Source organism: Pantoea sp. ACRSC, from assembly GCF_022346785.1.
GTDB lineage: Bacteria > Pseudomonadota > Gammaproteobacteria > Enterobacterales > Enterobacteriaceae > Pantoea > Pantoea alvi.
The window spans coordinates 1-12,549 of record NZ_JAKRNN010000040.1 but is presented as its reverse complement, the minus strand read 5'-3'; the positions used below and the strand labels follow the sequence as shown (position 1 = coordinate 12,549).

Here is a 12,549-nt window from a genome sequence, read left to right as displayed (position 1 = left end):
TTGTAGGTGGGCCAGTTGGTGATTTTGAATTTTTGCTTTGCCACGGAACGGTCTGTGTTGTCGGGAGGATGCGTGATCTGATCCTTCAACTCAGCAAAAGTTCGATTTATTCAACAAAGCCATGCTATTCCAAAAAGAGCTAGTAAATCGTATGACTTAACGTCTTTTGTTGTAAACAGATAGTATGAAACAAGCGCTAGTATAAGCATTTGAAAAAAAGAATGTTTCGTGGCGTGTTGGACGCTATTTTGAGAGTCGCTTACGAGGTTTTTCGTCATCACACCCACAGCCATACCGGATATACATTTAATTAATCCTGATGAAAGTATAAAGAGGTTAAGGTCTGACGCCGCCATCAAATTATGGTGTTTAGCTATAACTATGCCGTAACCAATGCACGCTACGACAGTTAATATAATATTGTTACGGCAACGTAGTATATAAGGAAATGCTGCCAGCGAAGCAAATAACTCAACAGAAATTGACCAGGCTGGATCATTCCAGCTCCACGTCTGTGATAGACCCATGCCCTGAAGCATCAATAAGTGATGAACTGCGGTTTCAAAAGGGTTTGGGAATGGGTATTGGCTGAAAAATGTTGAGTATGTGTAATAGGATAAAAGCAAGGTGAGTAGGTGAAGTGGATACAGCCTTGCTAACCGGTGCATGAAAAACGTACCCATCCCGATCCTCCCTGAAGCGATGCGCTCGGCATACACCCAGGAAAGCACAAACCCAGACAGGATAAAAAAACCATCTACTGACAGGTAAGCATTAACAAAGTTGTAATTTACCCATCCCATACTGCTGCCTAGCCAATGGCTGAGAACGACCGTAAAACACAGCAAGGCCCTGATCCCATCAAGTTGAGGGAGGCGTCTATTCATATAATTTTCCTGTCTATAAGATACAAAAAAGTAGCCTTGCAAATATTAAAATAACTTACATGAAAATTCTCGAATTATTTTCTGTAAATTTACAGTTTGAAGGGTTGACATAAAATCTATGCCTAAAAATACAGGTATTAACTTCTTTGAGCTTCAAAGCTGCTGACGAACAGTCGAGCGTACCAGTATTCAGGCGCCTCCAACGTCTGGGACGCTAAACCTTAAAAAAAACCATTCTGTTCACTTGATTGATGCAGCATGCCTGCGGATATCCTGTTTACAGGACTGTGGTCCTCTTAAAACGATGAACCTCGCTCAATGTCTAGATAAAATCAGCAATATGCAGGTTTAACCTCCTCACAACCGGCACGGCATAACAAACATCCCAATGAAAACACTATGGTTAATCGCAGCCGTGCTGCTGCTCTCCGCCTGCGCCACTAAGCAGTACCCGCAGGTGTCCGCGGTAACGGATGAGGAAGCGGTGTCGCTGAACTGTCAGGCGCTGGATCAAGAGATCGCCAAAACGCGCGATATCCAGCAGAAAATTGCACAGACCGGCAGCTTTGACTTCCTTACGGTGCTGGGCTTTATGGGCGACCTGGGTATCGGCAACGGGCTCGCCCGGCACAACGCCAGTGAAAAAGCAAAATCACGCCTCTCTGAACTGCAGACGCTGCGCGATGTGAAATGCCTAACGACGACCGATTCAACGTCCCAGGCGAGGGGAGTTATTCGTTCCAGCTAACAGGACGACGCACGCGAGGCTTGTCTTTAGAAATGTTATATCATAACATTTAACACTCTTTCACCGATGGAGGGTAAACATGTTGTCGATAAAAAAAAGTGTTATCGCCTTGAGTATGGTGGCGTTCGGCGGACAGGCTCTGGCTCACGGCCACCATTCGCACGGTCCGGCGCTGTCGCAAATGGAGCAGAAAGCGGCTGTGGGCGAGTTTGATAATAAAGATGTCAAAGATCGGCAGCTGACGGACTGGGATGGCGTATGGGAATCAGTCTACCCGCTGCTTGAGCAGGGAAAGCTGGATCCCGTCTTCGCGAAGAAGGCACAAAAGGATGGGCACAAAACGGTTGATGAGATCAAAGCGTACTATCGCAAAGGCTACGCCACAGACATTAACCGGCTGGAGATTGAAGACGGGGTTATCGCATTCTACCGCGGCGACAGCGTAGCATCCTGCCGCTACAGCTACGCCGGCCATAAGATACTCACCTACGTCTCCGGGAAAAAAGGGGTTCGCTATCTTTTTGAGTGTCGTGATACAAACAGCAAAGCGCCTAAATATGTGCAGTTCAGCGATCATATTATTGCCCCGCGCAAATCAAGCCATTTCCATATTTTTACCGGCAATATCTCTCAGGAGGCACTGCTGAAAGAGATGGATAACTGGCCAACCTATTATCCCTGGCAGCTAACGCAGCAGCAGGTGGTTGATGAAATGCTGCACCACTAATATTACTTAATGCTGCGGTAAAAATGTAATAACAGTCTGTATCGCCGGCATAACCCATATCGATTATTCCAGGGCGAGAAAGGTTGTCTGACGCTATTCAACCAGTCGACGTGTCGCAGGCCTTGCTGCATCAGCTCCTGTGCTGAAAAGCCTCGCCTGCATAATTAACCGCAGCAGAGAAGATTAGTGTAATAGTATTAACTGCAGGTGACCATTCTCTTATTGAATTAAATATATTCCGGCAACAATAGCGCTGACTGAGATAATATGTAGCAGTTCGGTCATAAGCATTTCCTCCAGTGCAGTCTCTTATTTTATTGAAGAAGCCAGAAAGCGATCCGTCAATAAACAAAATTAAATTTATCCGCGCCGATGAGAGGAGCCTCTGGCGAGCAACGGGCGGAGCACCTCTTACAGGATAAGCCAAACGGTAGTGGCGTAATGTTTTATCTTTTACGCTTCGTTCACGTTTCAGCGAGGCAGGGCGCCCGATAAAGCGTCACATCGCTAAACTGAATATACCCAATACGGGTAACTGGAGGTGCGTATGTCAGAACGTCCCGATGATAGCGATCCCATCCCCGGCGACGGCCAGGTCCCAGGCAGCGTAGAGGATATCCCCGGCGGAGATGAGGACGAGATGCCAGAAGATGACGAGTATCTGGAAGATGACGTTGAGGATGAAGATGAGGATGAAAATCTGAATCCCTGAGCGGTAAGCCGTCTGCGGACGGCTTTATTTCTTTAGTCGCGCGCAAAAAATTGCCCGCGTTAGTCAGCGGGCAAGCCCAATTAAGCAGAACTCTCGTTTGCATTACGTAAAGGGTATGCGCATAGCGCCCGATCATCTTCTCACCGGCGCCAGGAGAAAGAAACGCAACAGCAACGATTCGTCACAGGAAATTCTTATGGGCAAAAAAAAAGCCCGCTCGAGGCGGGTAAAAATCGTTACATGGAATCATCCATCTACTAATCAAGACACCGCTCTACGGCTAAGGTTCGAGCGAAGCGGGTTGTTTTTCTTCTTTTTACTGCGACGTATCGCGATAGCGACGCCACTCTACCAGCGTTCCGAGCACAGAGAGCGCCTGTTCAGACGAGCACAGTAACGGGTAATCTTCGTTCAGAGGTACCAGCTCAAAGCTGTTAGGGCTGCGCGCGCGATATTTACGTAGCGCATATTCACCCTCTCCATATAACGCCAGCACCAAATCCCCTGGCTGCGGCGGCAACTCCGGATCGATGAGCAGCAGATCGCCCCGCAGGCACTGCGGCTCCATCGCGCTATCCCACAGCGTCAGGGCAAAGCTGGTGGCCGAATAGCTGCAATCGCTGGCTATCCGCCGCACGATATCAACCTGCGTCGCCTCGGCCAGCCAGTCGCTAATCTGTTCTCTCTCCAGCAAAGGCAGACCCACTGGCATCTGCATTTGTACAGTAAATACCGGCCCATCCCCGTCAACCAGCCATGCGGGCGCGCAGCCCAGTACCTCCGCGAGCCGCAGCAGGTTTTCTCCGCGCGGCAGCGTTTCCTCTTTTTCCCACTGCGATATCGCCACATGGGAAACCGAAATTTTTTCCGCGACTGCTTTCTGCGTCAAATTCAGTGCCTTACGTCGGGAGCGAATACGCTCGCCAGCTGTTTCTTTTTCCATCGTCTTGACATCTCCTGAGAGCCAGACTTAAGTATACTTAAGCTGTGAATTTAAGCAATCTTAAGTTTCGGCGAGGGAGGCGCTTTGCGTATTACGCCTGACGTCAGCAGCCGTTACCCATCAAGGTTCAGAGGTGAGGCATGGAAAGTAGTTTGATTACCAGTGTTGGCGCGCTAGTTCTTGGGGGCGGAGCGGCCGCACTTTTCTGGAAACCGCTTATCGCGGGCATAGCTTCAATTGTCACCAGCAATCGTGCCGGTGGGGAAATCATTACCAGCTATAAGGAGCAGGTCTTACTGCTGAAGGAGAGCAATGCGCTGCTCCGTCAGGAAAACGATGATTTACGTGTACGCCATGACACTAATTTACGGCGGATATCAACTCTGGAAACCGATTTGCGCTTAATCAAAAACGCGCTCGGCATTCTGGTGGTAATGACCGATGCCGATCAAAACAGCAAGTTCCGTAATGAAATTGACAGGCTGATTTCTACCTTAGAGGAGCATAGCGATGGCAGAGATTCACAGTGAAATAAGACCAGTGACCCACAAACGTAAACTCATGCTGGGCGTGATGATGCTGGTGATGTCGATGGTATGCGTTGTGATGACCATCCTCTTTTTACACGTCAGCAACACGGCTAACCGGCAGGTCGAGGATATTCGGCGCGAGGCCCGCGAGTCCGCAGCAAGGCGCGAAGCCAAAGTGGATGAGCTGTCGAAGCAGGTCTCCGTGCTGCAGAAAAAGCTGGATACGCTGCCCGATCAGACGGTCGACAAGGTAAAACGCGTCGTCATACAGGATGAGACTTCTGCGAAGCCGTAACAGGAGAGCCTTATGCGAATTTTCAACCTGATTGGGGAAGGCTTTCATGCCCTCCGATCGTTTATTATCACTAAGGAGTCTGCCATGACCGATACCAGCATCATTAACTCAACCGCTCCAGCGGCTGACGCCGAGCTGCCGCAGTTTGCGATACCGGACAGCAATGTACCGACCGATCCGCAGCTGCAGCGTTTATCTTCTCCCTCAACGGTGGCGCCAGCGACTTCTGAAGAGACGCCAGGGGAAACCCACGCCGCGCCTGATGCGGCGGCGCAGCATACGCCGCCGGCGAACAGCGATCAGAGCGCGACGCCGGACGCTGCGGCTGTTCAGCCTGCAGAGCAGAGCGCGGCACCAGACGCCGCCGCCCAGCCCGTTGAGCAGAGCGCGGCACCAGACGCTGCGGCTGCCCAGCCTGCAGAGCAGAGCGCGGCACCAGACGCCGCCGCCCAGCCCGTTGATCAGAGCGCGACGCCGGACGCTGCAGCTGCCCAGCCTGCGGAGCAGAGCACGCCCCCGGATGCGGCCGCTCAGCCCGTCGAGCAGGCTGCTGCCGCCAACGCGTCACCCCAGGCGCAGGCACCCGTGGCGGATACCGCTACCCAGCAGGCCAGCGCGCAGGCGGTTAACGCTGCCGAGCGGGCCGCTGCACCCGCAGCCCAGTCTGGCAGCGATGTGGCCGCTGCGCCTGCCGCACAGTCAGCTGAAAAAGAGGAACAAAGCGAATTCAGCGCCGGCGTTAAAGATTTCGGCGCCGCCTTTGATTTCGTACAGCAAGGGATTGAGCATCTGGGTTCGGCGGCGAGAAAAGAGCTGTTTGAACTGGCGCGTAAATATCTGTAATCACTGAGCGGCACGACATGAAAAAGGGGACATTGCGTCCCCTGTTTTTAGAAAATAATCGTACTGCTGCCCGGTCCGGTCTCTTGCCGCAGGGTAAAGCGGATAGTCATCTTCATATCTTTTACCGGCTTGTTCTTCTCATAGCGCCACTGACTGACGGCAGCGATAACATAAGGCTCAAACAGCCCACGCGGCTCTGACTGCAGAATCCGCATTTCGCTCACCTTTCCCTGGGCATCGACGTCAAAAGCGAAGCTGACGAAGCCCGCAATGCGGTGGCTCCAGGCGTAGTAAGGATAAGAGGGGCGCACCTGCTTAACCACGTTGGGTTGATTAACGGCGTCAGGTGGCTGAGTGGCGCAGGCGGAGAGCAACAGCGTAGCGATAAGCAGGGCAGGGAGTTTCATCTTAACGTCCTGTTAAAACGGCAGTAAGCAGCAATAATAGCGTTGCTCTTGCCAGCCCGCGAGGATCTCCCCGCTTCACTTCCGATTATTCTTAAGGCGGCTTCGTTATAATCCACTACCTTTAATCATTCACGCGAGATATTTATTGGTTAAAACAGCAAAAGGAAAAACAGCATGAGTGATTCAGTGGAAACGAAAAGCAAAACTGACTACCTGCGCGATGTAACCTCGCAGCTGAAAGAGATGCGCCACTATGCGCAAACCAATACCGAAACGCTCTCCAGCCACTGGCTCGCGTTTGATGCCGGCGAATATAAAGACCCGGAATTTGCCGCACGCATTGATGCGCTGCTGAACAAACAGGGCACGCTGCTGGATGATCTAGAGGCCGCGATTCAGGATATAGAGATCGCCATCAACCACAGCGAGCAGGAGAAGTAATCCTGCTCCCGACGGTGGTCGACGCTTAGTCGGCCACCAGCCACATTTCCGCCTCGTCAAACATCTCTTCGACAATGCGCGCCACCGTCGCCTTATCGTTCTTGCTCAGATCGGTTTCGATGGCGTTGCGCTCCATCGGTTTTACGCGCACCTCAGCATCTGGAAAGACGCGCTGCACGCGCTTTTCCAGCTCAGCTAAAATGATCTCACGCGCGCCAGGCAGGCCGGCGACATTACGCTTATCGTAAATCAATTCCACAAACATACTGGTATTCCATACAGGGAAGAAATTCGCTGGCACATCATACTGTAAATCCAACCAGTGACAAGTCTCTCAGGCGCATTAGCGGCTTTTTTTTCGGCGCACTACGCAAACGGGTGCTGCAGAGCTAAAGGTGGAAGAAAAGAGACGGAGAAGAGGGGGCCGATCAGAGGAAAAAATCAAACCTCTGGAGGTGGAAATCCAGCAACACCTCCAGAGGCGGTGCAAAAGCACCATTCGTTCAAGGACAATCACGACCGAAGTCGTGCAGTAAACTTATACAGATTTGATCAACTTGTACAATTTTTTCCCGAACTATTTTACTGGTTGGAGGTGTTACCGTTATCCAGAGCTCAAAGCTCGTTCTTAATGCAGAACTCTTCCCAGGTCATTCCCAGCGATTCAGCGTGCGATTTCAGATAGTTTTCAATGGCTTCTGCAGCGACCGCTTTGTCCGGCTCGGCCAGCTGGATCGAAAAAATCATGCCGTCGAGATTTTTCTGGCGCAGGAAGGCGGCGTAAATACGTTCCGCATGCCATTCGCGCAGCTGGCGCAGCGACATATTGGCGTGGCGCGCATCGCTCTCCGTCAGTTCATCGAGCGCGGCCTGAAAGTCGGCATGTGCGGTAAAAAACATCTCGCGCGCCTGCGCGTAATAGGCTTCTGGCGTTTTCATAAGGTTTCCTGAAAGAGTTAAGGTGGTGCAGGGCGCCAGTGTAACTCAGCCTCCAGCCCTTGTCAGGACGCGGTCAAGACGTGGTCGGGTGGAAAAAAAGTGGCCGCGCGACGCGAAGCAGGGCGCAGACAGCTTGCGGAAAGCAGGCGAAAAATTATAACTTAGCCGCCATTGAAGCGATCTCAGGGATTAACGATGAAAAAGTGGATGCTGACGGCCGCGCTGGCGCTGGCCGGTTGTGCGCAAATCAACAGCTATCAGGATGCGGTGCAGACGCCAGCGCCCGCCAGCCTGCAGGGGACCTGGCAAACGGTCGGCCCGCAGAGCGGGTTACGCAGCGATCGCGCGCTGGGCACGCTGATTGTCAATGCGGACGGCAGCACGCTTGACTGCCGCCAGTGGATGCGCGTTATCGCCAAGCCAGGCAAGCTGACGCTGCTCAGCGGCGATTACGTTAACGTCAATCGCCAGTCGCGCGTGATGCCGTTAGAGCTGGATGGCAGCGAGCTGCGCTATGACGGGCTGACGCTGCGTAAAGTCGAGCGTCCAACGATAGAGTGCCAGCAGGCGCTGGACGAGGTGGCAAAACAGCCGAATGCGGCGGTTATCCAGAATATCGAACCGGAAATCATGAAGTCCGCCATCACCCAGGCGAACGAAGCGAAGTCGTAATGCTACAGCGCCTTATTCCGTCCCGACGACGAAATAAGGCGCGTCACGTTACTCCGCCAGCACCCAGACGCTGACGCTGCCGCCGTTGCAGCGCGCCACCACCGTGCCCTGTTCATCAGCGGTCAGGATCTCCTCGCGGTGACCTAAAAAGTCGCGCCACGCTTTGCCGGCAAACCCGTCGCCCATCGTCACGCTTTTCTCGCCCTCTTCGCCGTTCGACATAATCACGATGCAGCCCGGCTGTTCAGCGGTGCCGCTGCGGCTGAACGCCACGCAGTTGGGATGATCGAAATAGTCCGTTTGCGCGCCCCAGCCATAGGCCTGACGAGCGCGGATCAGCGCTTCCAGCGCCGGGATCGCCGGCATCTCAACGCGGTGGGTTTCGCCGTCGCCGCCCTCATCTTCGTAGCTGGCGCCGAACAGGTCGGGATAAAATACCGTCGGCACGCCTTGCTCGCGCAGCAGGATCAGCGCGTAGGCGAGCGGTTTAAACCATGCTTCGACCGGCGCTTCCAGCGACTGCAGCGGCTGCGTGTCATGGTTGGCGACAATAGTGACCGCATGCCAGGGATCGGCCTGCACCAGCGAGTTGGCGAAAATCTGGCTGAGATCGTACTCGCTGCCCTGAGTCGACGCCTGGTGAAAGTTCATATGCAGCGGCGCGTCGAACAGCAGGGTTTTGCCCTCGACCTGCTGAATATACTCCAGCAGCCTGTCGGTTTCGAACGACCAGTACTCGGCGACGATAAACATCGGCTCGTCGGCGACTTCCTGAACGTGGTCAATCCACTCCTTATAGAACCAGGCTGGAATATGCTTCACGGCGTCGAGGCGGAAGCCGGTACAGGGCACCTGTTCCCTGACCCAGCGCGCCCAGTATTTTAGCTCTTCACGCACCGCATTATTGCGAAAGTCGATATTGGCGCCCATCAGGTAGTCAAAGTTACCCAGCTCGCTGTCGACCTGATCGTTCCAGCCGTCGGCGGTATAGTCATTGACGATCTTGAAGACGCCGTTCTCATCCGGGTTTTCGATATGATCAACGCCGCTAAAGCACTTATAGTCCCAGATGAATTTTGAATATTTACCGGCGCGCGCCGGGAAGCTAAAGCGCGTCCAGGCTTCGCACTCGATAACCTCGTCGCTGATGTCGTCGCGGTTGTCAGGATTGACGCGGTTAACGCGTACGCGCTCCTTCTCATCGGCCCCCATTTTGTGGTTGACCACCACGTCGAGCAGTACGCCGAGGTTGTGTGCGCGCAGCGCCTCCACGGCCGCCTGCAGCTGTTGCTTGTCGCCATATTTGGTGGCGACGCTGCCTTTCTGATCGAACTCGCCCAGATCGAAGAGATCGTAGCTGTCATAGCCGACGGAATAGCCGCCCGACTCGCCTTTACAGGCAGGCGGCAGCCAGGCCATCGTAATGCCGATCTCGCTCAGCCAGGGGGCTTTTTCAGCCACTTCAGGCCAGAGTTTGCCGCCATCCGGGTAATACCAGTGGAAGAATTGCAATAACGTTGGGTTGTGCATCTGCTGTGCTCCAGCGGGAAGGAAAAGCAAGTATGGAGCACGACGAAAAAAAGACGCACCGGCAGAAGAGTTATTTTCTCTGTCGCGGTGCGTTTCAGAATCAGGAGAGGGGCTGGTTCTCCATCGGCACCATCACGCTGCCCTGTTTGCTGTAGGCGCTGAGCACCGATTTCTGACGGGCGTTCTGGTTAACCAGCGTTGAAAGCTCGTTCATGCGCTCCTGCAGCAGGCGCTTTACTTCGCTTTCGTTATCAAGAATATGGCGCAGCACCGGACGCAGCTGCTCCTGCGCCTGCGCGGAGGGCGAGGCGGCTTCGGTCGATCGCGCCAGCCGTTGCACCGCGCTGACATAATCAACTTCCTTTTTGATCAAATCATCCCATTCGCCCTCGGCCGCAAAACGCAGCATTTGCTGGCTGAGATCGAGTAACTGCTGGTAAATGGTAATCAGTTGCGGTGCTAGTATCATTAAACGGCGTCCTGAATCAGAGGTTGAGGCTGGGTGATTTCCTTCCAGGCATCAGCGATATTGCGCAGCAGCGCTTCGACCTCAACGATGGCCTCCACGTCGTTGCGCAAGTTCGCCTGCAGAAGTCGTCGCACCATGTAGGCGTAAAGCGAAAGCAGGTTGGTGGTGAGCTCGTCGCCGCTCTCTTCTGAGAGACCCTGCTTAAGCCCGTTTTCAATAATGTTAATGGCTTTAGAAAGGGAAAGACCTTTCCCCTCAATATTGCCGTCCTGCATAAACAGGCGGGCGCGAACCAGCGCGCTGAGCGCGCCGTCGAACAGCATGTTGACCAGCTGATGCGGATTCGCGCTCATGACGGCGCTTTCGACGCCGATTTTTGCATAGGCCTGAATGCCGTTTGCGGTGTACATGATCACTCCTTAGTAAAATCAGCTTTTCGAGCTGGAGTTCGAGCTATCGAACTGCTGCGTCAGGTAGCTGCTGGTCTGGTTAAGCGAGCTCATCACCACGTCGAGCTGGGTAAACTGCGCTTTCAGCCGCGTAATGGTGTCGTTAATACGATCGTTCACCTTGTTGTACTGCGTGGTCAGGGCGTTAAGCGTTTTGCTGACGCCGTCGGTCGCCGACTGCACGATGCCGGTGCTGGAGAGCCAGCTGGTCAGGTTACTGGCGACGCTGGTGGCGATGCCGGTGGTTTTGCCGTCGCCGATAATCATCTCTTTCACATCGGACATATTGTTTTTCAGGCTCTTGCTCAGCTTATCGGAGTCAACTTCCAGCTGCCCGGTGGTCGGGTTGGAGGTCACGCCGATCTGCGCCATGGTTTTAAAGGTCGAGGAGCTGGCGGCGTTGGTGAGCAGGCTCTTCAGCTGATTCTGGATGGTGCGCAAGGTGCTGTCGCCCAACAGTGCGCCGTTGCTGCTGTCCTGCGAGTCAGCGCCCACATCCACGGCGGTATATTTGGTCAGGCTGGAAAAGGTGTCTTGCAGGGTGTTATAGGCCGAGACCCAGCCGGTAATGGCGGCATTGGCTTTGGTGGTATCCGACGCAATGGTCAGCGTCTGGGTGCCGCTGGTAATGTCGCTGAGATTCAGCGTGATGCCTTCCAGCGCGTCGCTGATGGTGTTGCTGCTGCTTTCGATAGCGACGTTATTGACCGTCAGTTTGGCGTTTTGCGCCTGTACGCTCTGCGTCATCGCACTACTGCTGGCGCTGGCGTCATAGCCGACGATGCCCGCAAGCGTATCGTCGCCGGTTACTTTAATGGTGCTGACCGCTTTGGCTGAGCCGCTCTCATTGGCGCTGACGGAGAGGCGAAAGCTGCCGTCTGAGACTTTGATAATGCTGGCGGTCACGCCCGCGTTAGCGCCGTTAATGGCGTCGCGCATGCCGGTCAGCGAGGTCTGCGCGCTGGTCAGCGTAATATCTTTGCTGGAGCCGTCCGCCAGCGCGATGCTCAGCGTGCGGCTGCTGGCAGAACTGTCGCCCAGCGCGGCGGTGTTGCTGCTCTGTACCGCCGAGGTCAGGGTCTGCGCCTGCGCCAGCTGCGACACGCTAATGGTGTATTTGCCTGCTGCGACGGTGCTGCCGGACGTTGTTGCGCTAAAGGCGGTTGAGCTGCTGGTGGCCGTTGTGGCGCTAAACAGGCTGGCGTTATTCAGCGTGGTATTCGCCGTCTGAAAGGTGGTCAGCGCGCTTTTCAGCGTCGCATAGGCGCTCAGTTTAGCGGTATAGGAGGACTGCTGGGCGGAGATAGGCTTCAGCGCGGCTTTTTCCGCCGTCTGCATACTGTCTAAGATATCACTTAAGTTCAGGCCTGAACCGACACCCAGGTTAGAGATACTTGCCATGTTTGTTTCCTTATCATGTCGACACGGAGAGTGAATACCGGGGTTATCGGCGCAGAATAAGGAAAGTTTAAAGTTATTCATGGCTGCGCGATAAAGCGAATAGCGCATATAGAGAAGGGTATTTCAACGGCTAGAACGGCGATGATTTTCTTCTAAAGAAGTGGCGGGCGAGGGCGATAAAGATAAGCGTGACAGGTTGAAGGAAAAAATTTTCACCTGGTACTAAAAAAATTCTAAAGGTTGTTTAAGGACAGACGATAACAACTTTGACGGCGCTGAAGCCGGCGGGTTGAAGCCCACACCTTAACCGAAAGACTTGATTAACAGGAATATTTATCATGGCCCAAGTCATTAATACCAACAGCCTCTCGCTGATCACTCAGAACAACATCAACAAGAACCAGTCCGCTCTGTCTACCTCTATCGAGCGTCTGTCTTTGAAGTGGTCAACAAAAACTGGCCACCGAGTTAGAGTTTTTCCAGTATCGGTTTTCCGATTCGTTTGGGGGTAACCCACCGTTATACCCATGCGGCCTTAGCGAGCTGTAATACCCGA

General features: G+C 53.7%; 18 protein-coding genes. 8 read left to right on the top strand and 10 right to left on the bottom strand.

Annotated features, from left to right (window positions below):
- Together MHZ97_RS21750 and MHZ97_RS21745 are read right to left on the bottom strand one after the other, a co-directional pair.
- On the bottom strand, window positions 1-89 hold an 89-nt coding region (locus tag MHZ97_RS21750; RefSeq protein WP_239313698.1), incomplete at its 3' end, for a hypothetical protein.
- Between the two features lie 21 nt (window positions 90-110).
- Window positions 111-887 carry an acyltransferase gene (locus MHZ97_RS21745; protein WP_239315646.1) on the bottom strand — a complete coding sequence of 259 codons (777 nt, stop codon included), beginning with the start codon at window positions 885-887 and terminating at the stop codon, window positions 111-113.
- Window positions 888-1,275: 388 nt separating this feature from the next.
- Between MHZ97_RS21745 and MHZ97_RS21740 the strand changes: the two genes are divergently transcribed.
- The 3 genes from MHZ97_RS21740 (at window position 1,276) to MHZ97_RS21730 (ending at window position 3,074) form a co-directional block, all read left to right on the top strand.
- Window positions 1,276-1,635 carry a hypothetical protein gene (locus MHZ97_RS21740; RefSeq protein ID WP_239315645.1) on the top strand — a complete coding sequence of 120 codons (360 nt, stop codon included), beginning with the start codon at window positions 1,276-1,278 and terminating at the stop codon, window positions 1,633-1,635.
- Window positions 1,636-1,714: 79 nt separating this feature from the next.
- Window positions 1,715-2,362 carry a metal-binding protein ZinT gene (zinT, locus tag MHZ97_RS21735; protein ID WP_239315644.1) on the top strand — a complete coding sequence of 216 codons (648 nt, stop codon included), beginning with the start codon at window positions 1,715-1,717 and terminating at the stop codon, window positions 2,360-2,362.
- A gap of 547 nt (window positions 2,363-2,909) precedes the next feature.
- A complete protein-coding gene (locus tag MHZ97_RS21730; protein ID WP_239315643.1) occupies window positions 2,910-3,074 on the top strand; it encodes a hypothetical protein in 165 nt (54 codons plus the stop codon).
- Between the two features lie 316 nt (window positions 3,075-3,390).
- On the opposite strand, the gene MHZ97_RS21725 is transcribed toward MHZ97_RS21730, so the two are convergent.
- Window positions 3,391-4,017, bottom strand: coding sequence for a helix-turn-helix domain-containing protein (locus MHZ97_RS21725; protein ID WP_239315642.1), 627 nt, complete (start codon window positions 4,015-4,017; stop codon window positions 3,391-3,393).
- Window positions 4,018-4,157: 140 nt separating this feature from the next.
- On the opposite strand from MHZ97_RS21725, the gene MHZ97_RS21720 reads away from it, so the two are divergent.
- The 3 genes from MHZ97_RS21720 to MHZ97_RS21710 all read left to right on the top strand — a co-directional run bounded on the left by MHZ97_RS21720 (window position 4,158) and on the right by MHZ97_RS21710 (window position 5,685).
- Entirely contained in the window at window positions 4,158-4,547 is a 390-nt protein-coding gene (locus tag MHZ97_RS21720) for a hypothetical protein (RefSeq protein WP_103796174.1), read from the top strand.
- Window positions 4,528-4,842 carry a hypothetical protein gene (locus MHZ97_RS21715; protein ID WP_239315641.1) on the top strand — a complete coding sequence of 105 codons (315 nt, stop codon included), beginning with the start codon at window positions 4,528-4,530 and terminating at the stop codon, window positions 4,840-4,842. The genes MHZ97_RS21720 and MHZ97_RS21715 overlap by 20 nt, the downstream gene beginning before the upstream one ends.
- An 84-nt stretch (window positions 4,843-4,926) precedes the next feature.
- Window positions 4,927-5,685 (top strand): hypothetical protein, encoded by a 759-nt coding sequence (locus tag MHZ97_RS21710; RefSeq protein ID WP_239315640.1) that lies wholly within the window; start codon window positions 4,927-4,929, stop codon window positions 5,683-5,685.
- 47 nt (window positions 5,686-5,732) lie between these two features.
- Here the strand turns inward: MHZ97_RS21710 and MHZ97_RS21705 are convergent, their stop codons facing one another.
- On the bottom strand, window positions 5,733-6,092 hold the full coding sequence (locus MHZ97_RS21705; protein WP_239315639.1) for a TonB family protein: 360 nt from the start codon (window positions 6,090-6,092) through the stop codon (window positions 5,733-5,735).
- Window positions 6,093-6,266: 174 nt separating this feature from the next.
- On the opposite strand from MHZ97_RS21705, the gene MHZ97_RS21700 reads away from it, so the two are divergent.
- Entirely contained in the window at window positions 6,267-6,533 is a 267-nt protein-coding gene (locus MHZ97_RS21700) for a hypothetical protein (RefSeq protein ID WP_103796170.1), read from the top strand.
- A gap of 25 nt (window positions 6,534-6,558) precedes the next feature.
- Here the strand turns inward: MHZ97_RS21700 and MHZ97_RS21695 are convergent, their stop codons facing one another.
- Window positions 6,559-6,798 (bottom strand): DinI-like family protein, encoded by a 240-nt coding sequence (locus MHZ97_RS21695; RefSeq protein ID WP_103796169.1) that lies wholly within the window; start codon window positions 6,796-6,798, stop codon window positions 6,559-6,561.
- A gap of 350 nt (window positions 6,799-7,148) precedes the next feature.
- Entirely contained in the window at window positions 7,149-7,472 is a 324-nt protein-coding gene (locus MHZ97_RS21690; protein WP_033749791.1) for a DUF6388 family protein, read from the bottom strand.
- Between the two features lie 195 nt (window positions 7,473-7,667).
- Here MHZ97_RS21690 and yedD point away from each other — a divergent pair, with 195 nt between their 5' ends.
- Window positions 7,668-8,144, top strand: a complete 477-nt coding sequence (yedD, locus tag MHZ97_RS21685) for a lipoprotein YedD (protein WP_239315638.1) — start codon at window positions 7,668-7,670, stop codon at window positions 8,142-8,144.
- 48 nt (window positions 8,145-8,192) lie between these two features.
- On the opposite strand, the gene amyA is transcribed toward yedD, so the two are convergent.
- From amyA to fliD, 4 genes are all read right to left on the bottom strand, one after another.
- Complete coding sequence (gene amyA, locus MHZ97_RS21680) at window positions 8,193-9,674, bottom strand: alpha-amylase (RefSeq protein ID WP_239315637.1); 1,482 nt, start codon at window positions 9,672-9,674, stop codon at window positions 8,193-8,195.
- A gap of 100 nt (window positions 9,675-9,774) precedes the next feature.
- Window positions 9,775-10,143, bottom strand: coding sequence for a flagella biosynthesis regulatory protein FliT (gene fliT / locus MHZ97_RS21675; RefSeq protein ID WP_103796166.1), 369 nt, complete (start codon window positions 10,141-10,143; stop codon window positions 9,775-9,777).
- On the bottom strand, window positions 10,143-10,553 hold the full coding sequence (fliS, locus tag MHZ97_RS21670) for a flagellar export chaperone FliS (RefSeq protein ID WP_103796165.1): 411 nt from the start codon (window positions 10,551-10,553) through the stop codon (window positions 10,143-10,145). Before fliS ends, fliT begins: the two co-directional genes overlap by 1 nt.
- Window positions 10,554-10,571: 18 nt before the next feature.
- Window positions 10,572-11,993, bottom strand: a complete 1,422-nt coding sequence (fliD, locus tag MHZ97_RS21665) for a flagellar filament capping protein FliD (RefSeq protein WP_239315636.1) — start codon at window positions 11,991-11,993, stop codon at window positions 10,572-10,574.
- Window positions 11,994-12,549 lie beyond the last annotated feature (556 nt).

Bases quoted from the DNA above. Each gene is read 5' to 3' on its own strand.
- MHZ97_RS21745 (WP_239315646.1), bottom strand. From the start codon at position 887: ATGAATAGACGCCTCCCTCAACTTGATGGGATCAGGGCCTTGCTGTGT.
- MHZ97_RS21740 (WP_239315645.1), top strand. From the start codon at position 1,276: ATGAAAACACTATGGTTAATCGCAGCCGTGCTGCTGCTCTCCGCCTGC.
- zinT (WP_239315644.1), top strand. From the start codon at position 1,715: ATGTTGTCGATAAAAAAAAGTGTTATCGCCTTGAGTATGGTGGCGTTC.
- MHZ97_RS21730 (WP_239315643.1), top strand. From the start codon at position 2,910: ATGTCAGAACGTCCCGATGATAGCGATCCCATCCCCGGCGACGGCCAG.
- MHZ97_RS21725 (WP_239315642.1), bottom strand. From the start codon at position 4,017: ATGGAAAAAGAAACAGCTGGCGAGCGTATTCGCTCCCGACGTAAGGCA.
- MHZ97_RS21720 (WP_103796174.1), top strand. From the start codon at position 4,158: ATGGAAAGTAGTTTGATTACCAGTGTTGGCGCGCTAGTTCTTGGGGGC.
- MHZ97_RS21715 (WP_239315641.1), top strand. From the start codon at position 4,528: ATGGCAGAGATTCACAGTGAAATAAGACCAGTGACCCACAAACGTAAA.
- MHZ97_RS21710 (WP_239315640.1), top strand. From the start codon at position 4,927: ATGACCGATACCAGCATCATTAACTCAACCGCTCCAGCGGCTGACGCC.
- MHZ97_RS21705 (WP_239315639.1), bottom strand. From the start codon at position 6,092: ATGAAACTCCCTGCCCTGCTTATCGCTACGCTGTTGCTCTCCGCCTGC.
- MHZ97_RS21700 (WP_103796170.1), top strand. From the start codon at position 6,267: ATGAGTGATTCAGTGGAAACGAAAAGCAAAACTGACTACCTGCGCGAT.
- MHZ97_RS21695 (WP_103796169.1), bottom strand. From the start codon at position 6,798: ATGTTTGTGGAATTGATTTACGATAAGCGTAATGTCGCCGGCCTGCCT.
- MHZ97_RS21690 (WP_033749791.1), bottom strand. From the start codon at position 7,472: ATGAAAACGCCAGAAGCCTATTACGCGCAGGCGCGCGAGATGTTTTTT.
- yedD (WP_239315638.1), top strand. From the start codon at position 7,668: ATGAAAAAGTGGATGCTGACGGCCGCGCTGGCGCTGGCCGGTTGTGCG.
- amyA (WP_239315637.1), bottom strand. From the start codon at position 9,674: ATGCACAACCCAACGTTATTGCAATTCTTCCACTGGTATTACCCGGAT.
- fliT (WP_103796166.1), bottom strand. From the start codon at position 10,143: ATGATACTAGCACCGCAACTGATTACCATTTACCAGCAGTTACTCGAT.
- fliS (WP_103796165.1), bottom strand. From the start codon at position 10,553: ATGTACACCGCAAACGGCATTCAGGCCTATGCAAAAATCGGCGTCGAA.
- fliD (WP_239315636.1), bottom strand. From the start codon at position 11,993: ATGGCAAGTATCTCTAACCTGGGTGTCGGTTCAGGCCTGAACTTAAGT.